Here is a 25197-nt window from a genome sequence, read left to right on the forward strand (position 1 = left end):
CGCTGAGGTGCAGGTCACCGCGAAAACGACTGAAGCGCCAAAAACCTACAAAAAAGCCCGCGTCCTTTGCAAGAACGCGGGCTTTTTTCAGGCCGGGTTTACAGTCGTAGGTCACGTCCAGCGACGCCACACGCGCCTGCCCGTAGTAGCAACCGAAACTGTAGTTACAGTCGGAGACGTACTCGCGGTCGAAGATGTTCTGGATGTTCAGGCTGGTTTGCAGGCCGGCCAGGCTGTGATCGAGGCGGCCCAGATCGTAGCTTATGGTGGCGTCGTACACCACGAACGACGGCACGTCGAAGGTGTTGTACATATCGCCCGGTTTGCGTCCGGTGTAGCGCGCGCCGGCGCCAAAGGTGAGGCCGTCGATAACCGCCTGGTTGAAGTGGTAGTCGATCCACAACGTGGCGGATACCGGTGCCTGGGCCTCGGAACGGTTGCCCTCTTCACCCCAATTGCCTTTGGTGTAGAAGGAATCCATGTAGCTGGCGGCGGCCAGTACATCGATATTGTCGAGGCTGGATTTCACTTCCAGCTCCACCCCGCGCGAGCGCACTTCGCCGGATTGGATTTCATAGTCCGGGTACAGCATGTCCATGGTGCGAACGTTCTTCTGCTTCACCTGGTAAACCGAGGCGGTCATCAGGGTTTTTTCGAACGGTTGGTATTTCACGCCCACTTCGTATTGCTCGCCTTCGGTAGGCTCGAAGCTCTTGCCGCCGCGCTCCGGTGCACCGCTGCCGACGCTGGGCAGAAAGGATTCCGAGTAGCTGATATAGGGCGCCAGACCGAATTCGGTGACGTAGGTCAGGCCGATGCGACCGGTGAACTTTTCGTCCTTTTGCGTGGTGCGGGTGTCAGCCAGCAGGTCTTTGTTTTGCACCTCGGCCCAGTCGTGACGGCCGCCAACGGTGAGAATCCAGTTGTTTAGTTTGATCTGGTCCTGGGCGTACAGGCCGGTCTGGCGCACGGTGTCGTCCCACTTGGTGGTGAGTTCCGGCTTGTAGGCGGCAGTGCTGGTGTTGCGCGGGTTATAGAGGTCGACCGGTACGTTGTAGGCGTTGTAGCCGTTGTACTGGCGTTCGAAGTGCCGGTAGTCGACGCCCACCAGCGTGGTGTGCTCCAACGCGCCGGTGGCGAATTTGTATTCGAGGTTGTTATCCAGCGTGTAGGCAGTGTTGTGCTGGCGCCAATCGACCTTGGTGCGGTTGGCTTGGGTGTAATCGGTGTCACCGCCCGGCGTAGTACCAAAGCTGCGCAGGTAAAGGCCTTTGTAGCGGTCTTGCACGTCGATATAGCGGGCGGTCTGGCGGTAGGTCAGGTTGTCGTTGAAGGCATGGCTGAGCTCGTAGCCGAACACGTACTGATTGCGCATGTAATCGTTGTAGTGCGAGTCGCCGAAGAAGGAATCGCGGTCGATGCGCTCGCCGTTCGGGCCGCGTTTGAGCGAGCCGATCACGGGCATGGATTGGTAGTCGGCCAGGCCGTCGTCGCGCTGGGCCTGGGCGTACAGCGTGACGGCCGTGGCGTCGTTGGGCGCCCAGGTAAAGCTCGGCGCCAGCAGCTTGCGTTGGCTGTTGGTGTGGTCGAGTTGGTCGTTGCCTTTTTTCGCCACGGCTACCAGGCGGTAGCTGAACTCTTTGGCCTCGTCGATTGGGCCGCTGGTGTCGACGGCGCCGTTGACCCGGTTGTAACTGCCCAGGCCGAATTTCACCTGGCTGCGTTGCTCGGTGGTCGGCCGTTTGGACACCATGTTGATAATGCCGCCGGGCTGGTTCTGCCCGTACAGCACCGAGGACGGGCCCTTGAGTACTTCAACGCGTTCGATGGTGTACGGGTCGATTTGCGGCGCGCCGCCGAGGCTGCCGGCGTAAGGCAGATAACCGCCGTCGAAGTACAGCGGCGTGGGCGCGAAACCACGGCTGGTGATTTCGTCGGCGATGTTATTGCGGTCGGTGTAGCCGTTTACGCCCAGGCCCGGCGTGTAGCGCAGCGCTTGGGTGATATTGCGCGCGCCTTGCACGGCAATCTGGTCGGCGGTGACAACGTTGATGGTTTGCGGCACTTCCAGAATCGGCGTGTCGGTTTTGGTTGCCGTGGCGGTGCGGGTGGCAACGTAGCCGTCCACCGGACCGTAGGCCGACTCGCTGTTGCCGGAGATATCGGTCGCGCCCAGGCGCAGGCTGTCGCCATCAGGGATCTGGCTTAGCGAGTAGCTGCCGTTGGCCTGTTGCACGGCTTGCAGGCGGGTGCCGGCCAGCAGTTGGCGCAGGGCGCTGTCAGGCGCGAACCGGCCGCGCAGGCCGGCGGTTTTTTGGCCGCGGGCCAAGCCCGGCTCGAAGGAAACGGTAACGCCGGCGGTGGCGGCAAACTGGGCCAGAGCGACTTCCAGCGAGCCGGCCGGAATCGCGAATTCGTACTCAGCAGCCGTTTGCGCCGAGGCTGGAGTGGCCAAGCCGATGGCGCCGAGGGGACCGAGCAACGCAGCGCCAAGCATGGCGGCGTGCAGCAAAGACAAACGGTGAGCAGGCGCAGCGGCGCGGCTAGCAGTGTTGCGAGGGGACATGCGGTTTCCTTTCGCCCTATGGCAGTGGTTGGCGGCGTCTGTGCGCCTCTACCTACCAAGTCGAATAAGAATTCAAATCAACAACACCCCAGGCGAAAAAGTTTTCCCGTGGCCGGAAACGTACATGGCGCGAAATTCTGGATCCCTGCCTGCGCAGGGATGACGAGGCTCGCCATACACCACCGTCGTCCCCGCGCAGGCGGGGACCCAGAATCGCGAGTTTGAAGAATTCAAACCGCTTCAACGCTCGTCCAATACCGACTGAACCGGCGAATCCGCACCGGCAAAGTGGCGGTGAGGTTATCGAGGATGGTGTCGGTGTCACCCAGGTGAAAGGCGCCCGAAATGCGCAACCGCCCGACATGGCCATCGCAGCCCAGGTGGCCAGGGCGATAGCGTTGCAGTTCGCGAATAAAGTCTTCCAGCGCCCAGTCGCTGACCACCAGCATGTCGCGGCTCCACGCATCAGCGTGCGGGTCGGCCAGCAGCACGTTGTCCAGATGGTCGTCCGCAAAGCTCAGTTGCTGCCCCGCCTCTACCCGCACGGCCGTGGCGGCCAAGCTGGCCGGGCGAACTTCAACGGCATGTTCTTGCACGCTAACCAGGGTTTGCTCCGCGTCACGGCGCACCACGAAGCGCGTACCCAAGGCCCGAATACTGCCCTCGGCGGTGTGCACAACAAAGGGCCGGGCCAGGGAATCGCGCGCCGTTTCGATCAGGATCTCGCCGCTTAACAAACGCACTTCGCGAAGCTGTTCACTAAAGCGGATATCCACCGCCGTAGCGGTATTCAGGTGCAGTTGGCTGCCATCGTCCAGGCGCAACCGGCGGCGCTCGCCGGTGCCAGTTCGTTGATCGGCCATCAGCGTCGGCAACGGCGTGGTGTTCCAGGCCAGCGTGCCGGCGGCGCCGGAGGCCAGCAGTAGCGACAGCACTTTGAGCACGTCGCGGCGTTTGGCCCGCGCACTGGCCAGCGTGGGCCGGACCACTGCGGGGTTCATCTGTTCCAGCTTGCCCTGCAACCGGCCGAGTCGCTCCCAAGCTTGCAGATGCCGAGGGTCGCGCTCCAGCCAACGGCGGTGGGCTTCGCGCAGGGCGTCGTTGGGGCTGTCGCAGCGCAGGTCGACATACCAGCGCGCGGCGGCTTCCAGCGTGGCGTGGTCGAGGCTGTTCACGGCTCAGTCTTCCAGCAGCAAGAGGCAGTGAGTGAGCGCGCGCACGGCGTGTTTTTTCACGGTGTTGACCGACACGCTCAGGCGTCGACCAATCTCTACATAGCTCAGGCCATCGAGTTGCGAGAGCAGGAAAATCTCCCGGTGCGGCTGCCGAGGCCGTCGAGCAGGCGGTCGATTTCCAGCAGCGTTTCAAGAATCAGCGCGCGGGTTTCCGGCGAGATATCCACAGGCTCGGGAATGGCAGCGAGGGTTTCCAGGTAAGCCTGCTCCAGCGCGCGGCGGCGGAACATATCGATCATCAGGCTGCGGGCGATGGTGCTGAGGTAGGCGCGTGGCTCGCGCAGCTCGGCGGCTTTGCGCAGGGTGAGCACGCGAATGAAGGTGTCTTGCGCGAGGTCCGCTGCGTTCTCGCTGCAGCCCAGGCGTTTTTTCAGCCAGCCGCACAGCCAGTTGTGGTGATTCTCATACAACGAATGCACGGCGGTTTGCAGCGAGAGATCGGCGGATGACATGCGTTAAAACCAAAGGTTTTCATTTGATAATTAATCGCATCTTCAAGTAGCCACGCCGTTTTGGCAAGCCAACCGCTGCATAACGGTTTTAAGACGTCGGGCCACCCTTGCCTTCCCGCTCGCCATCCCACCACCGCATCACCTGCTCGCCAAACTCCGGCGGCGCCTTGCGGCCGAAACGGCGGGCGAGATCCAGCACGGTTTGTTGGGCCAGGGCTTCTTCCATGCGTTGTTGCGCCGTGAGCATCACCGCATGCACGCCGCAGGTGCCGGCCAGCGCCCAGTCGGGTGGTGAGCCGTCGAACACGGCACAACGCGCGCGCACGTTGCGGCAGTCGAAAATCGATTTGTCGCCGTCGATGGCCCGCACGATATCAAGCATGGAGATTTCATCTGCCGGCCGCGCCAACTTGAAACCGCCGCGCACGCCGGTAGTGGCCACCACCAATTCGGCTTTGGCCAGGCGGGTAAAAATCTTCGCCAGCAACTCCTGCGGCACGCCCTGCAATTCGGCCAGGGCGCGAACGCTGGCTTCGCGACTATCGCCCTTTTCATCCGCCAGCCACAGCATGCAGTGAATGCCGTATTCCACACCTGCACTGTATAACGCCACGTTAAACTCCGACTTATTTGGTCGCCTATTTTGCTTGCCAGGCCGGCGTATCACAAGCAGACGATTTTATTTTCCGATCAGCGCCGCGCCGTTAAAACTAGCGCAAGCCGCTTTAATACGGGGAATTTCGACTCAAGAGTGCCCATTCTAGCGAGCCAGCACAGGGAAGCCGTCGAAAATTCGCTTGCTGGATTAAACTCCGACCAATATAGTCGCCGTTACGAGTTAACCCGCCTGCCCGGGCAAACGGCGATCGATGTACTCGGACTTGAGCGACCTCCCTTCCTTCCTAGAGAGACAAGAACATGAAACAACGCATTCTGATCATCGGTGCCGGCTTCGCAGGTATGTGGAGCGCCCTGAGCGCGGCCCGCCTGCTCGATAAGCACAACAACACCGACACCGAAGTCGCCGTGCTGGCCCCGCAAGCCGAGCTGCGTATTCGCCCACGTTTCTATGAACCGAACGTGGCTAACATGGCCGCGCCGTTGGGTGAGTTGTTCGATGCCGTGGGTGTGAGTTTTATCAAAGGCAGCGTGGAAGAGATCGACGTGGCGAGCAAACAGGTGGCCTACCGCGATGCCAGCGGCGCCCTGGCCACGCTCGTTTACGACCGTCTGGTGCTGGCCACCGGCAGCAACGTCTGGCGCCCGAACCTGGATGGCCTGGAGCACGCCTTTGATGTGGACCAGATTGAAGAAGCCATGCGCCTGGAACAGCACATCAACAACCTGAGCACCCTGCCCGCCTCGCCAGGCCGCAATACCGTGGTCGTTGCCGGCGGTGGTTTTACCGGTATCGAAACCGCCACCGAAATGCCGGCGCGCTTGCGTGCTGCATTGGGTGCGGATGCCGATGTGCGGGTGATTGTGGTGGATCGCGGCAGTCTTGTCGGCGGCGCGATGGGCGATGGCCCGCAACAGCTGGTGGCCGAAGCGTCCGCCGAGCTGGGTGTGGAGTGGCGCTTGAACAACGGCGTGGCGGCGGTAGATGCCGACGGCGTTACCTTGAGTGATGGCCAGCGTATCGAAGCCAAAACCGTGGTCTGGACCGTCGGCGTGCGCGCCAGTGCGCTGACCGCCCAAGTGCCCGGCGAGCGTGACGCCCAAGGCCGCCTGCATGTAGACCGCAACCTGAAGGTACTCGGCCAGCATGACGTGTTCGCCACCGGCGATGTCGCCTACGCCCAGGTAGATGACCTGGGCAACTACGCACTGATGACCTGCCAGCACGCCATCGCCCTGGGCCGTTCGGCCGGCAATAACGTGGCGGCCAGTTTGCTTGGCGTTGAGCCCATTGCGTACAGCCAGGTGAAGTACGTCACTTGCCTGGACCTGGGTGCCTGGGGTGCGGTGTTTACCGAAGGCTGGCAGCGCGAGGTGAAGTTTGTGCGCGATGAAGGCAAGAAGATCAAAAGTGAGATCAACGGGTTCTGGATCTATCCACCCAAAGCCGATCGCGCCGAGGCGTTGGCGGCGGCAGATCCGCTGATTCCCGTGGTCGCTTAAGCCGTGACGCGGCGGATATCGCCTATGGCGATATCCGCCCTACGACGTGGTGCGAATAGCGCCTACCGGGAGCGAAACACGGTTGGGCTTGCGCTCGGGTTCTGCATCCAACTGCGTCCGCCCGTAAAAAACCAGCGCCACCAAAAACGTGCTGAGCCAGACAAAAATCCCCGCCCAAAACGTGTGCGACATGTAGTGCCAACCCTGCAGCACCCGCGTCGTGCCGAACACCATACCCAGCAGCACAATCGCACCCAGCAGTGCTTTGGCATGCTGCCAACGGTAGCGGCGCGCAACAAAATACAGCGCCAGCATCGTAAACCCGCTCGACGCATGGCCGCCCGGCCAGCAGCGCCCATCACCAGCTTTGTGCAGCCAGGTGAAATGCTCGAACCATTCCACGCGCAGTTCCTTACCACCGAACAAGGTCGTTTCCACCGGGCAGTACACGCTGGTGTGCGCCTTGAGGTAATGGATCACGCCCGTGGTCAGGGCAAACGCCACCACTACAAAAAACAGATCGCGACGGTGGTCCGTGGTAAAGCGCAGCAGCGCCGCAACGTTCGCACGCTCAAGAAAACGGACCGGCGCGGCCTCGGTATGGGCGGCCAAACGGGGCCAGATAAATGACAGCAGCGCGCCGATGACGGCCAGCTCGCCGGTCCAGTCCGGGATTACCCGCGGCCAACGGTGGGTCAGGTCTTCAAACAGTTTGCTATGGCGAAGAATAAATTCGCCGGTACTCGGGTCGATCAGCGCATTACTGATGGTGCGGTCGATATTGGTCAGGTCGAACAGGCAGAACACCAGCACCGCCAGAAGCAGGGGGATGCCCAGGTTGTCGCGATAAAACCGTAGACGCGGGCTCACAGGGCGGCTTCCTTCTGCACGTTGGCCCAACCCTCGGCGTTCATATAGCCCACCACTTTGGGCTTGCCAGTGGTGCTGTCTACCGTCACGAACAACGCGCTGGTGTAAGCGCTGTCGTAATGCGCGCCGCCACGGTTAAGTTGGTCTTCCAATTCGTTGATGCAGGTGCTGTGGGTAACCAGCAGCAAGTTACGGTGCGCGGTCTTGTGCGCCAGCATGTCGTGCTGCAGCGACGTTTTGCAGCTCGCCAGCCATGGCTGGGTGGCCACGCTTTTGCCGAACATAAAGGTCGACGTTTGCACCGTACGCACCAGGGGGCTGGAATACACATCCGTGCGCGCCATGCCCAAAGCCTTGAATGCATCGCCCACCTGCCGGGCCTCGTCACTGCCCTCGATGGTGATGCCACTGGCATCGGCCAGGCACGGGTTGCTGGACTGATCACAACGCTCGGCGTGACGCACCAGCACCACCACCTCGCCTTTCTTCCAGCTTTGCAGCAGGCCGGCTTCGCTCATGTTCAGGCCATGGCTCAAATCCACAGCGTACGCCGGGCGCATCAACCAGGCCGCGCACAGCACCAGCGCCAGCACGGCAGTCGCCGGCACCAGCAGCCGGCGTAAACGGGCGAAAGGACGCAGGGGTATTGCAGGTGAACCAACAGCAACTTCTGGCGCTGTAACCAACATCGGCCGCTCCACACTTCGTTCGGCGAAGAAAAAAGCGGCACTCGGGAAGCAGGCTAAAAAGGGGCCCAAAAATGGTGAGTGCCGCTAACGTGAGAGGCACTGTAGACACGGGGACGTGACCGGGAGGTGAAGGTGATGTGAAAAAAACCTAATGCTCGGTATTTAGCTACAAAGGCATGCTCAACGAAACATGCCCGTGCATAAGCGCTTGTCGCTCTACCTATTTGCGCACGCACTTCATCTCCACCGCCTCATACCCCCACACCACCGTCGCCTCGCCCTGGTGTTCCCAGAACGACTCATTGCGGCCTTGGTATTTGCTGCCACTGGCAGACGGCTGCGCGTACATCAGCGAGGTGCTGTCGCCCAGTTCGGCAATCAGGGTTGGCGGTTCGGTGGCGTAGAAGGTGACGGTCACTTCCTTGGCAGGCTTGCCGTCACACGCAAAACGCACCGGCCCCTTGCCTGGCACCAGCTGATAGCGCGCTTGCAACTCGGCAATACGGCGTTGGTATTCATCGGCCACGCACTGCGGTTTGTCGTCGGCCTTCCAGCATTCGTCGCGGCCTTTGAGCCAACCACGTTGCTCGGTTTTGAGGGTGGGCGGCTTTTCGTTTTTGGCCTTGGCCTGCGCGGCTTTGTAAACCTTGGCCATTTGGTCGTCCTGCGCGCTGAGCGCCGGGGTTTTGCATACCAGCTCTTCAATGCTGCCAGCAGAAGCTTTGCTGCAATCGAACGAGGCGGCCATGGCCGGGCTCGCCAGCAGCGGCAGCAGTGCGGCACACATCAGCAGCGGCCGGTTAAAACGTGGATTTGGCATTGGGCTCTATCTCGGAGTGGTGAACACGACAACCTTTGCGGTTGCGGATTTCTTCGTCGCTGGGGCGCAGGTGTTCAAACTCGAACACGCCATCGCTGTACAGAATCAGGTAACCCCATTCCAGCTGCATTTCTTCCTGCCCCGGTAGCGGCGGTTTAGCCCACCAGGGTTCACGGCTGATGATAGTGCGCATGTAGGTCCCCCCACGAGTCTCGCCGACGGCAACAGGCGTTCGACACCTATACCGTAGTTTCTTCTCCCTGCCTGTCACGCCAATCCCCGCAAATGCCCGTCACCACCGGCGCCTTGCAGTTCTGCAAAGTGGCCGTGCAGGCCTGTCTATTCCGCCGTTTCGCTTCCCCCGCCATCATTTGCTCACGGTCTGACACACACCGCAGACCAAACCTGACGCACACCTCATTCAGTCATTCAAACCTTCAAGGAGCTTCACCATGAAACTGCAAAAAACTCTGATCGCCGCTGCCATGACCCTGTCCTTCAACGCCGCCTTCGCCGCTGGCAGCCCAGGCGTAGAGCAAGACACCCAAGCCTTTTTGCAGGCTCTGGAAGCCGGTGGTGGCAAACCACTTGAGCAGATGACACCCAAAGATGCCCGCGCCGTACTGACCGGTGCTCAGGCTTCGGTGAAGTTCGATCTCTCCGACACCAAAGTAGAAGACAAGGTGATCACCGCCGACGGCCAATCCATCAAACTGACCATCGTTCGCCCGGCCGGCGCCACCGGCACGCTGCCAGTGTTTATGTTCTTCCACGGTGGCGGCTGGGTATTGGGCGACTACCCGACTCACGCTCGTTTGATCCACGACCTGGTGGTGAACTCCGGCGCGGTTGCCGTGTATGTCGACTACACGCCGTCGCCAGAAGCGCACTACCCCACCGCCATCAACCAGGCCTACGCGGCAACCAAATGGGTGGCGGAGCACGGTAAAGAAATCAATGTCGATGGCTCACGCCTGGCAGTCGCCGGCAACAGCGTCGGCGGCAACATGACCGCAGCAGTGGCGTTGCTGGCCAAAGAGAAAGGCACGCCGAAACTGCGCTTCCAGGCCCTGCTGTGGCCCGTTACCGACGCCAACCTGGAAACCGGTTCCTACAACCAGTTCGCCCAAGGCCACTTCCTGACCAAGCCGCTGATGAAATGGTTCTGGGACAACTACACCACCTCGGCCACCGAGCGCGCCGATATCCATGCTTCGCCACTGCGCGCCAGCCTCGACCAGCTGAAAGGCCTGCCGCCAACCCTGATCCAGACCGCCGAATTCGACGTGCTGCGTGACGAAGGTGAAGCCTACGGTCGCAAGCTCGACGCAGCAGGTGTGGAAGTGACCACCACTCGCTACAACGGCATGATCCACGACTTTGGTTTGCTCAACCCGCTGGCCCATATCAGCGGCGCCAAGTCGGCGATGTTGCAAGCCGGTAGCGAACTGAAAAAACACCTGCAGTAAGCAACACCGCAAAACAAAAAGCCGCCAGCGAATAAACGCTGGCGGCTTTTTAGTTTTATCGGTCCCAGAAAGGGACTTATCGGTCCTATTCTGGGACCGATATTCAAAGCGCCTTCAAGGCCGCTGCAACCAACTCAAGAACTTACCTTTCTTCACTTCCACCGGCTTTTGCAGCAGCAGTGAATCGGTGGCGCTCTGGCGGAAGCTGTGCAGTTTGTTCAGGGCGCTGGAGACTTCGGTGCTCTGTTCCAGGCAGGCTTGAATATGGTCTTTGGCGATGTGGTACACCACGGCCGAACTGAGTGCGGTGAAGCGGGCGTGCGACGGCACCGCGTCGGCGATGCCTTCTTCACCCAGTATCTCGCCCGGGCCCATGCGCCCGGCTTCGACAAAGCCGCCACCGTTGGCCGGCACTGCCGCCGACAGCACGCCGGTGCCGATCACCATCAGGTGTTCGGTCACTTCCTCGAACTCCAGCACCACCTGCCCGGCGACGTAACGCTGGGCCTGCATGTTCTGGCTGAGTTCGTCTTTCTGCTCGCTGGTCAGGGAGCGGAAGATTTTCACGTCGTCCAGTACGCCGCGCATACGGCTGGCGGGCGCTTCGCCGCCGCGCTGTACGCCGGCGGCTTCGAGCAAGCGGTGGGCGAGGTCGAACATCAGGTTGCGTGCTTCGGCGCTGTTCTGCCCGGTGGCGATAAAGCCACTGGCTTCGTATTCCACCGCTTCCAGGTCCGAACCTTTTACCGATACCCGGCCCGGCGGTTTGGGCAGCAAGGCGGTCACCCCTTGCAGGGTTTTTTCCAAGGCCTCGATCACCACCCGTGGGCGCACCGCCGCTGGCACGCTGATGCTGATGGACACGCCTTGCACATTCGCCGCGCGGTTGAAGTTGATGACCTTGGCCTTGGCCGCCACCGAGTTGGGAATGACCACCGTGCTGCCCTGGGCGGTGCGCAGGTAGGTGGCGCGCCAGTCGATTTCGGTTACCTGGCCTTCCACGCCATCGATGCTGATCCAGTCATCCAGGCGATAGGGTTTGGTGGTGTTCAGCACGATGCCGGAGAACACGTCACTCAGCGTGCTCTGCAATGCCAGGCCGACCACGATGGCAACCACCCCGGACGTAGCCAGCAAGCCTTTCACCGGCAGCTGCATCACATACGCCGCTGCGGCCACGGCGGCCAGCAGAAAAATCAGCGCGCCAAGTACGTCCTGCAACAACCGCCCGGTATGCCCGCTGCGCGGCATCAGCACCACGCCCATCACCACCGTGGCGGTGCGCGCGAGCAACAGCCACCAGGCGATGCCCAGCACCGTGCCGAGCATATTCAGCGCCGGCGATGGCCATGGTGGTGGCAGCAACGGGCTAAGCCCGGCCTCGATGATCACCACGCTGTAGGTGAGGAAAAACACCACCCGCAGCACCACACGCCAAAGCTTGGCGTCGGTCGGCAACAGGCGCCAGGCGGCGATATCCACCAACAGCAACGCAGTGGCGATAAGCAGCAGATGACTGTTGATCAGCTCGAGCATGGGGTGTCCTGTGGTTGCGACAGAAAGTTACAGCGGTGGTGTGGGTTTGCGGCATTCGCCGCGCAGGCGCACGGCATCGGCTTCGAAGACTTCTTTCAACCAGTTGCCCACCGCCTGAAAGCGCCCGATGCGGCCGGCGTCGCGGTGGCTGAGCAACCATACCTCACGGTGTACTTCCACTTCTTCACTTAACCGCCGCAAACCAACGCGCTCGCCAAGCAAGCATGGCAACAAGGCCAGCCCCAGACCGGTTTCACAGGCATTGACCAGGGTGCTCACGCTGCTCACCCGCAATGGGTAATGCGCCAGCGGGGCTATATCGCGCAGCCAGCGCATCTCGGCCATTTCCGATAGCTCTTCGCCGTAGGCCAGCCAGGGTTGGTCGCACCACAAATCACGGGGAATGTCGGCAAAACGCTCGGCACCGTATACGGCAAAACCCAGGTCGCCGACCTTGCGCATCACCAGCGCCGCGTCGTCTTGCGGGCGCGCCAGGCGCAGGGCGAAGTCGGCTTCGCGGCGGGTAAAAGACAGCGCCTGGTTGGCCACCAGCAATTGCAGTTGCAGCTGCGGATGGCACTCCATCAGCGCCGGCATATGGTCGACCAGCCAGTGGCTGAACAGAAAGTCGATGGAAGTGATGCGCACCGGCCCGGCCACGCCGTCGGCTTCGCTGCAGGTATCGAGCAGCATGCTTTTTACATCGCCGAGCACCCGTTCGGCGTAGGTCAGAAACACCACGCCGGCTTCCGTGGCGTGGTAGCCAGAGTTGTCGCGGATAAACAGCCGACGCTGCAAGGCCGCTTCGGCAGCCGCCAAACGGCGGCTCATGGTGGAAGGGTCGATGCCCAGCGTGCGCCCGGCAGCACTCATGCTGCCCTCGCGAGCCAGGGCCAGCAGCAGTGGAATGTCATTCCAGTCGAAATTCGCGGCATTGGAATCCACGGGCGCTCCTTATCCTCAGATCGAGGTGACAGACAAACCCTCATCGTCACCGCCGGTTAGCGGACAAGCATAGGATTCTGGTGCTCACTTGTGGAAGTGCTGTGTTTCGTTGGGCTTCGCCGTTGGCTCAACCCAACCTACGGACGAATTTGAGTAGGTTGGGTTGAGCGCAGCGAAGCCCAACTAAATCAATGCTGCAACCGGTAACCGGTACGGAAGATCTGCCCCACAATCACGATGCACACCAGCAAGAAACCCAGTAGAAAGGCGATATCGACCATCGGGTTAAATTCGGTGACATCGAAAAACGCCCAGCGAAACGCATCCACCAAATACACCACCGGGTTAAACAGGCTGATGGTCTGCCAGGTGGGCGGCAGCATATTCAGTGAATAGAAACTGCCACCGAGAAAGGTCAGCGGCGTAATCACCAACGACGGCACCACTTCCAGCTTGTCCCAGCCGTCCACACACAGACCGACGATAAAGCCGAGCATGCTGAACGAAACCGCGCACAACAGCAGAATGAAAAACGCCCAGAACGGATGGGCAATTTCATAGGGCACAAACACCCGCGCCGTGATGAGAATGGCCGCGGCCAGCACCATCGACTTGACCACCGCCGCACCGACGTAGCCGAACACTATCTCGGTGGGCGACAACGGGGCCGACAGAATCTCGTAAATCGCCCCGGAGTAACGCGGCATATAAATACCGAACGCCGCGTTGGAAACGCTCTGGGTGAGCACCGCCAGCAACGTCAGGCCGGGCACGATAAAACTGGCGTACGGAATGCTGCCGATCTCGGCCATGCGCGAGCCGATGGCCGAACCAAACACCACGAAATACAGCGCCGTCGCCAACACCGGCGCGGCCAGGCTTTGCATCAACGTGCGTATCGAACGAGCCATCTCGAAACGGAAGATGGCGTGGATGGAATAGAAATTCATGCGGGCTTTCTCAGCAGTTCGACAAAGATGTCCTCGAGGGAGCTTTCCGAGGTGTGCAGGTCTTTGAAGTCGATATCGTTGGCGGCCAGGCGGCGCAGGAAGTCGGCGATGCCCTGATTGTCGCGGGCCACGTCCAGCACCAGCTCGCGGCCCTGGTCCACCAGCTCCACCGGGAAGCCGGCCAGGTCGGCAGGCAGTTGAGTCAGTGGCTGCTGCAATTGCAGACGCAGTTGTCGACGGCCGAGACGGGCCATCAGGTCGGTTTTGTTTTCCACCAGCAGCAAGCGGCCGTCGCTGATCACCCCTACGCGGTCAGCCATTTCTTCGGCTTCTTCCAGGTAGTGGGTAGTAAGCACCACGGTTACGCCACGGTCACGAAGGCGGCGGACCATCGCCCACATATCGCGGCGCAATTCCACATCCACGCCCGCCGTGGGTTCATCGAGAAACAGCACCTGCGGCTCATGGGCCAGCGCCTTGGCAATCATCACCCGACGGCGCATGCCACCGGACAACGTCATGGTGGCGTCGTCGCGTTTATTCCACAGCGAGAGGTCACGCAGAATCTGCTCCAGCAGTTTCGGCGCCGGCGGTTTGCCGAACAGGCCACGGCTAAAGCGTACGCTGGACAGCACGCTTTCAAACCCTTCGTTGACCATCTCCTGCGGCACCAGGCCGACCTTGGCGCGCGCTTCGCGGTATTGGCGCGGCAGCTCCAGGCCATCGATATGAATGCTGCCGCCGGTGGCTTTCACCAGGCCGCAGATCGCGCCAATCAGGGTGGATTTGCCGGCGCCGTTGGGGCCCAGCAGGGCGAAGATTTCGCCGTGTTTGATTTCCAGATCAATCCCGCGCAAGGCTTGATGGCCGTTGGCGTAGGTCTTTTCCAATCCCCGCAGGGATATAGCGTTACTCATGCAGCGTCACCCAGGCATTCAGTAATTTTGCTGCGCAACCAGCGTTGGGCAGGGTCCATATCCTGGGTTGCACCCCAGGCCATGGACAGATCATAAACCGGCGCCTCGAAGGGCAGCTCGTCAATGCGCAACCCACCGTTGGAGGTCAGCGCAGCAGCGGCGTAATCCGGCACGGTGGCGACCATCTGCGTCCCCGGCAGCAATTGGCTCAACCCATAGAACTGCGGCACCGCCAATTTCACCTGACGCTTGCGGCCGCGCTTGGCCAATTCTTCATCGATAAAGCCACTCAGGTCGCCGGCAAAGGTCACCAACGCGTGGGGGCGTTCGCAGTATTCGTCCATGGTGATCGGCGTGGTGCCGGCATCGCCGCGCACCATCACCGGCTGCGGCGCAGAGTTTTGCACTTGGCATTGGCAGGCAGGTCGCCTACGTAGCAAATGCCGAGCGACACTTCGCCAGCAGACAGTTGATTGCAGATAGACAGGTAATGAGTACGGCGCACCACCAGCGTCACATGCGGCGCTTCCACGCTGAGCACGCGCATCAGCTGCGGCAAGAGGCCGAGTTCCACGTCATCACTCAAGCCGATGCGGAACACTTCGCGGCTGGTGCAGGGGTCGAACTCGACGCTTTGGCCGATGGCCGAGGAAATGGTATCGAGGGCGGGGCGTAGCAGGCTTTCCAGCTCGATAGCTCGCGGGGTGGGTTCCATGCTGCGGCCGACACGCACGAACAGCGGGTCGTTATACAGGGTCCGCAAGCGGCCGAGCGCGGCGCTCACAGCGGGCTGGCCCAGAAACAAACGCTCCGCCGCGCGGCTGACATTGCGCTCGATCATCATCATTTCGAAAACGATGAGCAGGTTGAGGTCTACGCGGCGAAGGTCGATTCGATTCATGGCTGTTGCTCCCTGTGGTGTGGGAGCAATCATCGGCTTGTTGGCCGCGCCTGAGAATAGACACGGCTGCATAGCCGCCATGCAGAAATGCAAAGCCCGGGTTACTTCTCGGACTTAGCCTTGGCGGCTTCAAGCTCCTGCATGCGCTTATCGTAGATATCGCAGTGGCTGGCCTTGTCGGCCGACTTGGTCTTGAGGTTCATGTCCTCAATTTCGTCGTTGATCTCTTTGGCTTTCTGCGGATTCTGCTCGGTGAGCTGATGCACTTTTTCCGCCAATTGCTGGGCTTTTTGCTCGGCTTCCTCAGGCGTACAGCTGGCCCAGGTCGACCCGGCAGCAAGCAGGGCAGCGGCGGCGGTAATGCTCAATAGAAGTTTCATGGTCCTGTCCTTTGGCGCTGTGGCTCTCCTTCGGTGGAGGCCACGGGCGGCGCAAAAGTTCAGGTAAAACGACAGAGCACAATTCGCCGTCATTCCGGTGCAGGCCGGAATCCAGAATCTGGCGGCCGGCGAAAAGTGGCGAAATATCCAACATTCTGGGTCCCCGCCTTCGCGAGGATGACGGTGAAAATACAAAAATCCCCGTCAGCGCGCTTAACGCTGGCGGGGTGCCGTTATCGTTCCATCAATGCCCTTCTGAAGCATTAAACATGGTCTTGGCGTAGATAAGGCCCAGACCGTAAGCACCGCCGTAGGCAATCGAGGTTTTCACGGTTTCGTCGTAGGTTTCGCCACGGGCCCAGTCGCGTTGCAGTTCCAGCAGGTATTGCAGCGAGGTCATGGGGCGAGCACCGAGCTGGACCATGCGTTGAATCGCCATTTCATGGGCTTCCACCGACACGTCACCACAGGCGTCGGCGATAAAATACACCTCGAAACCCTGGTCTAGCGCCGACAGTGCCGGGCCAACGATGCATACCGAGGTCCACAACCCGGCGAGGACGATTTTCTGCTTGCCGGCGGCGTTCACTTCCACGGCAATTCGCTCGTCTTCCCAGGTGTTCATGCTGGTGCGGTCGATGATGGTTTTTTCCGGAAAGGCCGATTTGATTTCATCGAAGATCGGGCCGGAGAAGCTTTTGGCGGCGACGGTGGTGAGGATGGTCGATACGTTGAATTCCCGTGCGGCGTTGGCTACCAGCGCGGCGTTGTTACGCAGGGTGACCGCGTCGATCGACTTGGTCGCAAACGACATCTGCGACTGGTGGTCGATCATGATCAGGGTGTGATCATCGTGGTTCAGGAGGGTTTTGCCTGGAACTGCTTTTGCGATAGCCATGGGTAAATTTCCTTTTCAGTTTTAATGGTGTGAGTAGCGGGTTAGTGAAGTCGTTGGCTTGTTTGCAAACCGTGGAGCAATGATCACCCGTTGCTGAAAAGCGCGGAATAGACAGGGGTGCATGGCCACTTTGCAGAAATGCAAAGCGGCTGGATTGACGTTTTGTGCGTAGGAAGTGACAAGGTGCAGGTAGCGCCTTTTGCAGGAATCGAGGCTGAAGCCTCTCCCACAAGGGACCGAATGACCCTGTGGGAGAGGCTTTAGCCTCGATGCTTTTAAAGGCTTAAAACAAATCCAACTGCCCGCCCACCAACGTGCCGAAGTCATCGTCGACAAAGGGCAGAATCGCATCGGCCACGGGCTGCAGCTGGCGCGTCAGGTAGTGGTCGTAATCGATAGGTGAGGTGATGGCTTCCAGCGGCTGCGGGCCGGCGAGCGTGATCACATAGCTGATCCAGCCACCGCGCTGATACTGCCGAGGCCGGCCCTGCTCGGTGTTGTATTCATCGGCCAACCGCGCCGCGCGCACATGGGGCGGCACGTTGCGTTCGTAGTCGGCCAGCGGGCGGCGCAGGCGTTTGCGGTACACCAGCAACTCATCCTGCTGCCCGGCCAAGGTGGCCGCCGCATAGTCACGCACATAGGCCTGATACGGCTGGCGGCGGAAGATGCGCGAGTACAGCTCCTGCTGGAACTGCTGGGCCAGCGGCGACCAATCGGTGCGCACGGTTTCCAGGCCTTTGTAGACCATCTGCTCACCCATCAACCCGGCATAACGTTTCTTGCTGCCCTCCTCCGCGCCGCGAATGGTCGGCATCAGAAACCGGCGGAAATGCGTTTCGTATTGCAGCTCCAGCGCACTGGTCAAACCGAACGTGCGCTGCAGTTCCTCGCGCCAGAACTCGTTGACCTGTTGCACCAGCCGCCGGCCAATCACCCCCGCCTCCTCTTCCCCATGCTCACGGCCGAGCCAGACAAAGGTGGAGTCGGTATCGCCATAGATCACGGTGTGGCCCTGGGTTTCGATCAGCTCGCGGGTTTTGTGCATGATCTGATGGCCACGCAAGGTGATGGACGAGGCCAGGCGCGTATCGAAAAAGCGGCAGCCGCTGGAACCAAGCACACCGTAAAAGGCGTTCATGATGATTTTCAGCGCCTGCGACAACGGCTTGTTGCCGTCGCGCTTGGCCTGCTCGCGGCCCTCGGCCACGCGCGAAACAATGGCTGGCAAACAATGCCGCTCACGGGAAAACCGTGCGCCTCGAAAGCCTTCGACGCTGGTGCTTTCATCGGGCTCGCGCAGCCCTTCCACCAGGCCGACAGGGTCAATTAGAAAGGTGCGGATAATCGACGGGTACAGGCTCTTGTAGTCCAGCACCAGCACCGACTCATACAACCCAGGCTGCGAGTTCATCACAAAGCCACCGGGGCTGGCCTCGGGTGGTTTCTCGCCGAGGTTAGGTGCCACAAACCCCTGGCGGTGCATCAGCGGCATATACAGATGGGTAAAGGCCGCCACCGATCCGCCGCTGCGGTCGGCGGGCAAACCGGTGACGCTGGCGCGTTCGAGCAGAAAGCTCAGCAGCTCGGTCTTGGCGAAGATGCGTGTTACCAGCTCGCAGTCTTTGAGGTTGTAGCGCGCCAGGGCGGGCTTGTCCTCGGCGAACATGCGGTCGATTTCATCCATGCGCTGGTACGGCGTGGAAATATCCTTGCCTTCACCGAGCAGGGTTTGCGCGACGTTTTCCAGGCTGAACGAGGGGAAGCTCCAGGTCGCCGAACGCAACGCTTCGATGCCGTCGATAATCAGCCGCCCGGCCGCCTCGGCAAAAAAGTGATTGTTGCGACTGCCGTGTTCGCGCCAGCCCATGGCCTCGCCATCGCGGCCTAAACGCAGCGGCACTTGCAGCTTTTGCGAATGCTCCAGCAGCACGCGCAGGTCGAACTGCACCAGGTTCCAGCCAATGATGGCGTCGGGGTCGTGGGTGGCCAACCAGGTGTTCAGGCGCTCCAGCAACTGGGCGCGGCTGTCGCAGTACTCCAGGTCAAGTCCACATGGCTGTCGTCGGCATTCGCCGGGCCGAGCATATACACCTGGCGCTGGCCGCAGCCTTCCACGGCAATGGAATACAACTCGCCATGGCGGGTGGTTTCGATATCCAGGGAACACAGCTTGAGCTGCGGGCGGTAGTCGGGATCGGGCTTGAGCTGTGCCTCATCAAAACCGCCCTGGCCATCCGGCGTGCCGGAGAACAGCACCGGCGCGGTGATAAAGCGCTCCATCAGATAGCGCTCGGGCGGGCGCACATCGGCCTCGTACACATCCACGCCGACGCTGCGCAGCAGCTTGTCGATATTCATCAACTGGCGATGCTGGCGGGTGTAAAGGCCCAGCACCGGGCGGTGGTGAAAATCCTGCAGGTCGAGCTCGCGCAGCTCTACGTCTTTTTCCTTGCCCAGCATGCCTTCCACGCGCAAGCGCTGCTCGGCCGGCACAAAGGCCACCGAGGTTTGTACCGGCAAGCGCAGCAGGCGCGGGCCGGCATCAGTGGCCAGCCAGAAGCTCACCTGGGTGCCAGCCGGGTGTCGCGCCAGTGCCGCGACAATAAAAGCCCTGCTGTAGTGGTTGCTCTGCCATGGAAACGCCTTGGGGTGGATGCGGCGATTCTACTGTATCGATATACAGATAGCAGACAGATTTTCCTCGGCAATAACTGACAGAAGTTGGCTTATCCGACCAACGCATTGGCCAAACCCAGTGCCGAGCGGTCTAGAAAACGGAATGCACCTTCAGGAGAAAAGCCCATGCAGCTCAAAGGTTCCTGCCATTGCGGCGCCGTCGCCTTCAGCCTTACCAGCGCCCATCCGTACCCGTATCAGCGCTGTTATTGCTCCATTTGCCGCAAAACCCAGGGCGGGGGCGGTTACGCCATCAACCTCAGCGGCGACGCCCGCAGCATGAAGGTGCGCGGGCGCAAACACATCAGCATCTACCACGCCAAAATCAAACCGGCCGGCGCCGGACGCTCGCGCACCAGCAGCGCCGAACGGCATTTCTGCAATCAATGCGGCAGCGCCTTGTGCTGTATAGCCCAGAGTGGCCGGAGCTGATTCACCCCTTTGCCAGCGCCATCGACAGCGAATTACCGGTGCCGCCCGAACACACGCACCTGTTGCTGGACTCCAAGGCGAGCTGGGTGGAAGTGGACAAGCGCAAAGGCGACAAGACGTTTGACGGTTATCCACAGGAGTCCATCGCCCAATGGCACCAGCGGTTGGGGTTAGAGAGCTAAACCACGTCGGGTTTAAACAACCGCAGCGTGTCGCGGATAGGGTCGGAGGGCACGTGCATGCTGCCGCTAAAGGGGAAGTCCAGGGCCATCACCAGTAACAGACCAAACCCGACCACCGCCGCCAGGGCGCCGGCCATCACGGCCTGGCTGCGGTTGTTGCCGGTACGCAGATAAATTGCAAACGCCACCGTCACCACACCCCCGCAGAGCAGAAGGGCCCACATCCACGGTGCCAGTTGCGAGCGGCTGTCCAGCAGGCGATTACGGCGGTGATCGGTCAGGTGGTGCAAGTGTTGATACAGGCGTTCTTCCAGGGCCGGCGGCACCTGGGCGTCGGCGGGTAAATCACGATGAATTTGCCAGAGCCGCTCCAGCGTGCGGCTGACCTCGGCGCTTTCCTGGCCGCGCATCATCGAGGTCCATTCACTATCGACCACCCGCTGCACATAGGTTTGCAGGGCGGAATGGAAATCCGCGCGCTGCGGCTGCGGCAGCCGGTACAGGGCGCGGACGTCATTGGATTCTTGCGACACGTTGCTGTTGGCCGCTTCAAAGTCGCCGTACACCGCCGAAATGGTGAAGGCCAGGGTGATGCCGAAAATGGCACCCACCGTTTGAAAAATTGCCAGGCCGACATCGTTCTCCTCGGGCTGGCGACGCAGGTGGTGGCCCACTTGCCACGACGCGGCGGCGGCGAGCAGCGCGCCGCCCAACACCAGCACGATAAACAACATCCAGAGGGGAAAACTGAGGAGGAAGAGCTGCATCGCCGAAAATCCACGGACTTATTGAACGGCGCTAGCCTGTGGCACACCGCCCTGCGGCGAAATCCCCCTGGGGCGCACCGTCGCGTCGGCCATCGCGCACAGTGCCTGCGGAAAAAGCTACCTAGTCGCGCTGACGCAATAGTCCGACCAACGCCACACCCGCCAACAGCATCAGCACCGCACCGTACAAGTGGGTGGCGGGCAGCAAGCCCAGGTGTTGGGTGAGGCTACCGGCGGCCAGTGCTGGCAGGGCAAAGGCCAGGTAACTCAGCACGAAAAAGGTCGCCATCAAGCCACCGCGTTCATGGGCATGGGCCAGCGGCATCACGCTGCGCAAAGCGCCGAGAAAGGCCACGCCAAATCCGAAGCCGGCGATTACGGTGCCCAGGTACAGCAGCAGCGGACTGCCCAGGTGCACACCGAGCAGGGTCACGGCCACGCCGGCAATCAACGCCGAAGTGCCAACCAGCAACACGCGCCGCGCCGGCTGGTTACGCATCAGCAGAATGCCCACGGCCCCGCTGAACATCAGGGCAAACACCAGCAGGCCACCAATCAGCGGCGCATCGTGGTGAGTCACGGTGCGGGCCAGCGTCGGCCCTAGCGACAGGTAAAAACCACCCAATGCCCACAGGCTGATATCCACCGGTGCCACCCGCAGCAAGGCCGCGCGTGCCTGGGGCGGCACGAGCACGCTGGGGCGCAGCGATGCCCAGGCGCCGGGTCTCGGGCTTACGGTTTCCGGCAGGTAGCGCGCCAGTACCGCGAACAGCGCAAAGGCGCCCAGCAGCACCACGAACACCAGGTGCAACGGTGCCGGCGCAAACTGCATCAACAGGCTGGTGCCCAAGGCGCCGACCGCCAGGCCGAACATCGGCGCCACGCTGTTGATCAGCGCGCCGCGCTCGCGGTTGATATCCAGCAACGTGGCACCCAGCACGCTGGTCGCCAGGCCCGTGGCAAACCCTTGCAGCGTGCGCGCCAGCAACAACCAGCCGACGCTGTCGGCGCCGATAAACGCCAGCATCGCCAGCAACTCGATGAGCAAGGCGGCAAAAACCAGGGGCCGGCGCCCGATATGGTCAGACAGCGAACCAAAACTCAGCAGTGCCGCCAGCAGGCTGAAGGCATACACGCTAAACACCCACGTCAGCGTGCCGGCGGAAAAGCCCCAGCTCTCTCGGTACAGGCTGTAGAGCGGTGTAGGCGCGCTGGCGGCGGCGAGAAAACTCATCAGAATGGCCGTCAGCAAGATCGCGGACGCGCGATGGCTCCACACAAATGAACGGCGAGCTGCAGAAGTGGCTATCATCTCGAGGCCTCAAAAGCTAATATTTAGCCTTTACGATGCTGAACCTTTCGACCCACTAAAGCAAATACTTTGCGTTAAGGCGATTATGGCCATCAAAGAAACCCTTCGCCCGGGCGGCCGCAGTGCCCGCGTGCAACAGTCCGTACACCAGGCGGTGCAGGCCCTGCTGGCCGAGCGTGAGCGTGACGACGTGACCGTGCCGATGATCGCCGCCGCCGCTGGCGTAACGCCCTCTACCATCTACCGACGCTGGGGTGATTTACCCGCGCTGCTGGCGGATGTGGCCGTTGAGCGTTTGCGCCCGGAAAGTGAACCGCTGGACACCGGCAGCCTGCGCGGCGACCTGCTGGCCTGGGGCGAGCAATACCGTGAAGAGATGGCCTCCGGCCCCGGCCAGGCAATGGTCCGCGACCTGCTCGCCAGCGGCGGCAATGATTCGCCCTGCCAGTGCTACGCGTACACCAGCAGCCTCATTCAGTTGATGCTCGACCGCGCCCTCGCCCGTGGCGAACCGGCCCCCTCTGCCTGCCTGGTGATGGACCGCTTTGTGGCCCCGGTGATCTACCGCCTGCTGTTCACCACCGAGCCGGTGAGCGAAGCACATGCCGAGGCGTTGATGCTCAGCTGCCTGGCGTAAGGGAAGCGGCAAACGCTTGCCGCAACTGGCAAGCCGGCGCCGCCTGGCAGGCGGTTTATTTCGCTGAAAGCCACGTGCCAGAGCCTTCGGAAAAGTTGGCCCGTGATGTGCAGTCCGTGCTGCATCACTCAGCCAATGGCAATGCCCCCATGACCAGCGTATCGAGCAACCTCTCGCTGCTGAGCTATATCAGCTCCATTTCCAAGTCCGATTCCAGCGACAGCACCAAGACGCCCACCACCGGCACCGGTACGGCTACGGATACCAGCAGCGAAGCGAGCCAGGACCCGATTGGCGATCTGCGCAAATACGCCGCGGCCATCGTTGCGCAGTCTCGTGGTGGATTATTTACCGCGCTGGCCGGCGGCGAGCAGACCAGTGCCAGCCAGTCCGCCACTTCGGGCGCAAGCGCCAAAAGCGCTATTCAACTGCCGGATGTAGCGAGCATGAGCCGCGACGATGCCGCGAGCTTGTTGCCGCAGGTGCAGAAGTTGATCGACAAGGGCATGACCGACTCGCTGTCGGTGGCAGGCTTTAACGGCGACAAACAGACAGACTCGCTGGAAACGTACCGCGATTGGTTGCAGAGCAAGGCGGGGATCAGCGTTTACGTTTGAAACCGCGAGGCCCTCTCCCCCAGCCCCTCTCCCGCAAGCGGGCGAGGGGAGCTCTGGCGGCGTAAGACGTAGCAAAAACGTATGCTGCTCAAACTCTGGTTAGTCCCCTCGCCCCTCGGGAGAGGGTTAGGGAGAGGGGGCTACGGCCCGCAACGGCCTACGCAACGTCTGCCCCAACCACACCCCAGCCAACGCCAACCCGCCCCCCACCAGGTGATGCAGGCCCAGCGTTTCGCCCAGCAGCCACATGGCCGCCACGGCGACCATCACCGGCATCAGGTTCATATACAGGCTGGCCCGCGCCGGGCCCAAACTCTGAATACCCTTGATCCACAACCACGGCGCACCAATCGACGCCAACGTGCCGGCATACAACACCAGTGGCAGGTTTTCTTCGGTCAGTGGCGACGGCCCGCTGAGCAGAAACCACGGCGTCAGAAACAGCAGCGCACAGCCGATCTGCACATAGAGTTGCAGCCAGCGGCTCAGCTCGAAATTCCAGCGACGCAGCAGCACGCCATACAAGGCGTTGGCCATTACTGCCACCAGCATCAGCGCATCGCCGGGGCTCAGGTGAAAGTGCAGCAGCGCCTGCGGTTGGCCGCCGCTGATCAACCACAGCACCCCGGCAAACGACACCACGCCGCCCACTAACGCGCCCTGGGTCAGACGGTCGTCGGTCAACACGCTGGCAAACAGCGAAGACAGCAGCGGCGACAGCGCCAGCAGAATGCCCATATTGGTGGCCGTGGTGGTACTTGCGGCGTAATAGGCCAGGCCCTGATACACCAACATACCGAGCACGCCGAGGGTGAACAGTTGCGGCAGCAACGCGCGCAATTGCTGCCGCGCGCGCCATACGCTGGGCAGCATAAACAGCGACAGCAATGCGAAGGCCAGGCTCCAGCGGTAAAAGGTGATGGAGGCCGGCGCGATACGTCCCGACGACAGCTTGGTGACCAGCGTATTGCCGCTCCAGATCAGCACGGTGATCAGCGGAAACAGGTGATGCCAACGCTGCTCCTGCGCCGGTTGCGTCATGCTTGCACCTTGAACAACAGCAGCGCGCCGCACACCAGCAGGAAGGCGCAGAACAACGCGCGCAGCACGCGCTCGGGCAACGCATGCGCCATGCGCACGCCCCAACTGATACTGAGTAAACCACCGACCGCCAACGGCACGCCCATCGCCCAATTGACGTGGTCGTGCACGGCATAGGTAATCAAGGTAATGCCGGTCGACGGTGCGGCCAGCGCCAGGGCCAAGCCCTGCGCCACTACCTGGCTGGCGCCGAACACGCTGGTCAGCAGCGGCGTGGCGACCACCCCGCCGCCTACGCCGAACAAGCCGCCGGTAATGCCGCTCAGGCTGCCGAGCAGCCATAGGCGATTCTCGTGGCGCAACTGGGTGCTGCCTGCGGTTTTTTGCCAGTACATCTGCCCGACGTTGAACAGCACCAGCACCAGCAGAAACCCGACAAAGGCGACGCGCATCACGTGCGGGTCGAGGCGCACGGCAAACAGCGAAGTCAGCCAGGCGAGAAAGAAGCTCGGCACAATCAGCATCAACGCGTTGCGCAGCGCCACCCGATTGCGCTGGTTATAGCGCCACAGCGCCAGCAGCACATTGGGCAACACCATCAACAGCGCGGTGCCTTGGGCAAGCTGTTGATCGAGGTTGAACCACACGCCGAGGATGGGAATGGTCACCAGCCCGCCGCCAATCCCAAACAAGCCACCCAGCGTGCCCATGGCCATACCGAGTACTACGTACATCGCGATATCGAGCACCGCGCTCCTCCTCTTGCAAAGGTCGGAAGTAT

The 25197-nt window shown here is 61.4% G+C and carries 21 protein-coding genes and 4 pseudogenes; 5 read left to right on the forward strand and 20 right to left on the reverse strand.

Annotated features, from left to right (window positions below; translation table 11 throughout):
* The 4 genes and pseudogenes from AC0V2S_RS11520 to AC0V2S_RS11535 all read right to left on the reverse strand — a co-directional run.
* Positions 1-2566 (reverse strand): TonB-dependent siderophore receptor (locus AC0V2S_RS11520; protein WP_475509860.1); only part of this gene is annotated, 2566 nt, incomplete at its 3' end.
* Positions 2567-2796: 230 nt separating this feature from the next.
* Positions 2797-3741: a FecR domain-containing protein gene (locus tag AC0V2S_RS11525; RefSeq protein WP_475509861.1), complete on the reverse strand. Its 945-nt coding sequence runs from the start codon at positions 3739-3741 to the stop codon at positions 2797-2799.
* A gap of 3 nt (positions 3742-3744) precedes the next feature.
* Positions 3745-4253 (reverse strand): annotated as a pseudogene (locus AC0V2S_RS11530) (sigma-70 family RNA polymerase sigma factor).
* An 88-nt stretch (positions 4254-4341) separates the two neighbouring features.
* Positions 4342-4866, reverse strand: a complete 525-nt coding sequence (locus AC0V2S_RS11535; protein WP_475509862.1) for an RrF2 family transcriptional regulator — start codon at positions 4864-4866, stop codon at positions 4342-4344.
* A 305-nt stretch (positions 4867-5171) separates the two neighbouring features.
* Between AC0V2S_RS11535 and AC0V2S_RS11540 the strand changes: the two genes are divergently transcribed.
* The gene (locus AC0V2S_RS11540; RefSeq protein WP_475509863.1) at positions 5172-6374 is read left to right on the forward strand and encodes an NAD(P)/FAD-dependent oxidoreductase; all 1203 of its coding nucleotides are present in this window, start codon (positions 5172-5174) and stop codon (positions 6372-6374) included.
* Between the two features lie 39 nt (positions 6375-6413).
* On the opposite strand, the gene AC0V2S_RS11545 is transcribed toward AC0V2S_RS11540, so the two are convergent.
* The 4 genes from AC0V2S_RS11545 to AC0V2S_RS11560 all read right to left on the reverse strand — a co-directional run bounded on the left by AC0V2S_RS11545 (position 6414) and on the right by AC0V2S_RS11560 (position 8946).
* Entirely contained in the window at positions 6414-7244 is an 831-nt protein-coding gene (locus AC0V2S_RS11545) for a phosphatase PAP2 family protein (protein WP_475509864.1), read from the reverse strand.
* Positions 7241-7933 carry a lipopolysaccharide core heptose(II)-phosphate phosphatase PmrG gene (gene pmrG, locus AC0V2S_RS11550; protein WP_475509865.1) on the reverse strand — a complete coding sequence of 231 codons (693 nt, stop codon included), beginning with the start codon at positions 7931-7933 and terminating at the stop codon, positions 7241-7243. Before pmrG ends, AC0V2S_RS11545 begins: the two co-directional genes overlap by 4 nt.
* 220 nt (positions 7934-8153) lie before the next feature.
* Positions 8154-8753, reverse strand: coding sequence for an MliC family protein (locus AC0V2S_RS11555; protein ID WP_475509866.1), 600 nt, complete (start codon positions 8751-8753; stop codon positions 8154-8156).
* Positions 8734-8946, reverse strand: a complete 213-nt coding sequence (locus tag AC0V2S_RS11560) for a hypothetical protein (protein ID WP_475509867.1) — start codon at positions 8944-8946, stop codon at positions 8734-8736. Before AC0V2S_RS11560 ends, AC0V2S_RS11555 begins: the two co-directional genes overlap by 20 nt.
* A 259-nt stretch (positions 8947-9205) precedes the next feature.
* On the opposite strand from AC0V2S_RS11560, the gene AC0V2S_RS11565 reads away from it, so the two are divergent.
* Positions 9206-10222 carry an alpha/beta hydrolase gene (locus AC0V2S_RS11565; RefSeq protein ID WP_475509868.1) on the forward strand — a complete coding sequence of 339 codons (1017 nt, stop codon included), beginning with the start codon at positions 9206-9208 and terminating at the stop codon, positions 10220-10222.
* A gap of 114 nt (positions 10223-10336) precedes the next feature.
* Here AC0V2S_RS11565 and AC0V2S_RS11570 read toward each other — a convergent pair whose 3' ends face one another.
* From AC0V2S_RS11570 to AC0V2S_RS11605, 8 genes and pseudogenes are all read right to left on the reverse strand, one after another.
* Positions 10337-11758: a mechanosensitive ion channel family protein gene (locus tag AC0V2S_RS11570; protein WP_475509869.1), complete on the reverse strand. Its 1422-nt coding sequence runs from the start codon at positions 11756-11758 to the stop codon at positions 10337-10339.
* A gap of 27 nt (positions 11759-11785) precedes the next feature.
* Entirely contained in the window at positions 11786-12703 is a 918-nt protein-coding gene (locus AC0V2S_RS11575; RefSeq protein WP_475509870.1) for a LysR family transcriptional regulator, read from the reverse strand.
* 188 nt (positions 12704-12891) lie between these two features.
* Positions 12892-13653, reverse strand: coding sequence for an ABC transporter permease (locus tag AC0V2S_RS11580; RefSeq protein ID WP_475509871.1), 762 nt, complete (start codon positions 13651-13653; stop codon positions 12892-12894).
* Positions 13650-14570 (reverse strand): ABC transporter ATP-binding protein, encoded by a 921-nt coding sequence (locus tag AC0V2S_RS11585; RefSeq protein WP_475509872.1) that lies wholly within the window; start codon positions 14568-14570, stop codon positions 13650-13652. The genes AC0V2S_RS11580 and AC0V2S_RS11585 overlap by 4 nt, the downstream gene beginning before the upstream one ends.
* A pseudogene (locus AC0V2S_RS11590) lies at positions 14567-15471 on the reverse strand (LysR family transcriptional regulator). The gene AC0V2S_RS11585 and the pseudogene AC0V2S_RS11590 overlap by 4 nt, the downstream one beginning before the upstream one ends.
* Positions 15472-15572: 101 nt before the next feature.
* On the reverse strand, positions 15573-15851 hold the full coding sequence (locus AC0V2S_RS11595; protein ID WP_475509873.1) for a hypothetical protein: 279 nt from the start codon (positions 15849-15851) through the stop codon (positions 15573-15575).
* Between the two features lie 244 nt (positions 15852-16095).
* Positions 16096-16749 carry a hydrolase gene (locus tag AC0V2S_RS11600; protein WP_475509874.1) on the reverse strand — a complete coding sequence of 218 codons (654 nt, stop codon included), beginning with the start codon at positions 16747-16749 and terminating at the stop codon, positions 16096-16098.
* Between the two features lie 283 nt (positions 16750-17032).
* Positions 17033-19415: pseudogene (locus tag AC0V2S_RS11605) on the reverse strand (DNA polymerase II).
* Positions 19416-19554: 139 nt separating this feature from the next.
* Between AC0V2S_RS11605 and AC0V2S_RS11610 the strand changes: the two are divergent.
* A pseudogene (locus AC0V2S_RS11610) lies at positions 19555-20042 on the forward strand (GFA family protein).
* Here the strand turns inward: AC0V2S_RS11610 and AC0V2S_RS11615 are convergent.
* Both AC0V2S_RS11615 and AC0V2S_RS11620 read right to left on the reverse strand, forming a co-directional pair.
* Positions 20039-20809, reverse strand: coding sequence for a bestrophin-like domain (locus AC0V2S_RS11615; protein ID WP_475509875.1), 771 nt, complete (start codon positions 20807-20809; stop codon positions 20039-20041). The pseudogene AC0V2S_RS11610 and the gene AC0V2S_RS11615 overlap by 4 nt on opposite strands.
* Before the next feature lie 121 nt (positions 20810-20930).
* Complete coding sequence (locus tag AC0V2S_RS11620; RefSeq protein WP_475509876.1) at positions 20931-22043, reverse strand: MFS transporter; 1113 nt, start codon at positions 22041-22043, stop codon at positions 20931-20933.
* 163 nt (positions 22044-22206) lie between these two features.
* Between AC0V2S_RS11620 and AC0V2S_RS11625 the strand changes: the two genes are divergently transcribed.
* Complete coding sequence (locus tag AC0V2S_RS11625; RefSeq protein WP_475509877.1) at positions 22207-22758, forward strand: TetR/AcrR family transcriptional regulator; 552 nt, start codon at positions 22207-22209, stop codon at positions 22756-22758.
* 74 nt (positions 22759-22832) lie between these two features.
* A complete protein-coding gene (locus AC0V2S_RS11630) occupies positions 22833-23375 on the forward strand; it encodes a hypothetical protein (protein WP_475509878.1) in 543 nt (180 codons plus the stop codon).
* A gap of 126 nt (positions 23376-23501) precedes the next feature.
* On the opposite strand, the gene AC0V2S_RS11635 is transcribed toward AC0V2S_RS11630, so the two are convergent.
* Both AC0V2S_RS11635 and AC0V2S_RS11640 read right to left on the reverse strand, forming a co-directional pair.
* Complete coding sequence (locus tag AC0V2S_RS11635) at positions 23502-24416, reverse strand: DMT family transporter (protein ID WP_475509879.1); 915 nt, start codon at positions 24414-24416, stop codon at positions 23502-23504.
* Positions 24413-25165 (reverse strand): sulfite exporter TauE/SafE family protein, encoded by a 753-nt coding sequence (locus AC0V2S_RS11640; RefSeq protein ID WP_475509880.1) that lies wholly within the window; start codon positions 25163-25165, stop codon positions 24413-24415. Before AC0V2S_RS11640 ends, AC0V2S_RS11635 begins: the two co-directional genes overlap by 4 nt.
* Positions 25166-25197: the final 32 nt, after the last annotated feature.

The organism is Pseudomonas sp. CC11G, assembly GCF_056174845.1.

Coding starts and splice junctions, on each gene's coding strand:
- AC0V2S_RS11540 (WP_475509863.1), top strand. CDS start 5,172: ATGAAACAACGCATTCTGATCATCGGTGCCGGCTTCGCAGGTATGTGG.
- pmrG (WP_475509865.1), bottom strand. CDS start 7,933: ATGTTGGTTACAGCGCCAGAAGTTGCTGTTGGTTCACCTGCAATACCC.
- AC0V2S_RS11555 (WP_475509866.1), bottom strand. CDS start 8,753: ATGCCAAATCCACGTTTTAACCGGCCGCTGCTGATGTGTGCCGCACTG.
- AC0V2S_RS11560 (WP_475509867.1), bottom strand. CDS start 8,946: ATGCGCACTATCATCAGCCGTGAACCCTGGTGGGCTAAACCGCCGCTA.
- AC0V2S_RS11565 (WP_475509868.1), top strand. CDS start 9,206: ATGAAACTGCAAAAAACTCTGATCGCCGCTGCCATGACCCTGTCCTTC.
- AC0V2S_RS11570 (WP_475509869.1), bottom strand. CDS start 11,758: ATGCTCGAGCTGATCAACAGTCATCTGCTGCTTATCGCCACTGCGTTG.
- AC0V2S_RS11580 (WP_475509871.1), bottom strand. CDS start 13,653: ATGAATTTCTATTCCATCCACGCCATCTTCCGTTTCGAGATGGCTCGT.
- AC0V2S_RS11585 (WP_475509872.1), bottom strand. CDS start 14,570: ATGAGTAACGCTATATCCCTGCGGGGATTGGAAAAGACCTACGCCAAC.
- AC0V2S_RS11595 (WP_475509873.1), bottom strand. CDS start 15,851: ATGAAACTTCTATTGAGCATTACCGCCGCCGCTGCCCTGCTTGCTGCC.
- AC0V2S_RS11600 (WP_475509874.1), bottom strand. CDS start 16,749: ATGGCTATCGCAAAAGCAGTTCCAGGCAAAACCCTCCTGAACCACGAT.
- AC0V2S_RS11615 (WP_475509875.1), bottom strand. CDS start 20,809: ATGCAGCTCTTCCTCCTCAGTTTTCCCCTCTGGATGTTGTTTATCGTG.
- AC0V2S_RS11620 (WP_475509876.1), bottom strand. CDS start 22,043: ATGAGTTTTCTCGCCGCCGCCAGCGCGCCTACACCGCTCTACAGCCTG.
- AC0V2S_RS11625 (WP_475509877.1), top strand. CDS start 22,207: ATGGCCATCAAAGAAACCCTTCGCCCGGGCGGCCGCAGTGCCCGCGTG.
- AC0V2S_RS11635 (WP_475509879.1), bottom strand. CDS start 24,416: ATGACGCAACCGGCGCAGGAGCAGCGTTGGCATCACCTGTTTCCGCTG.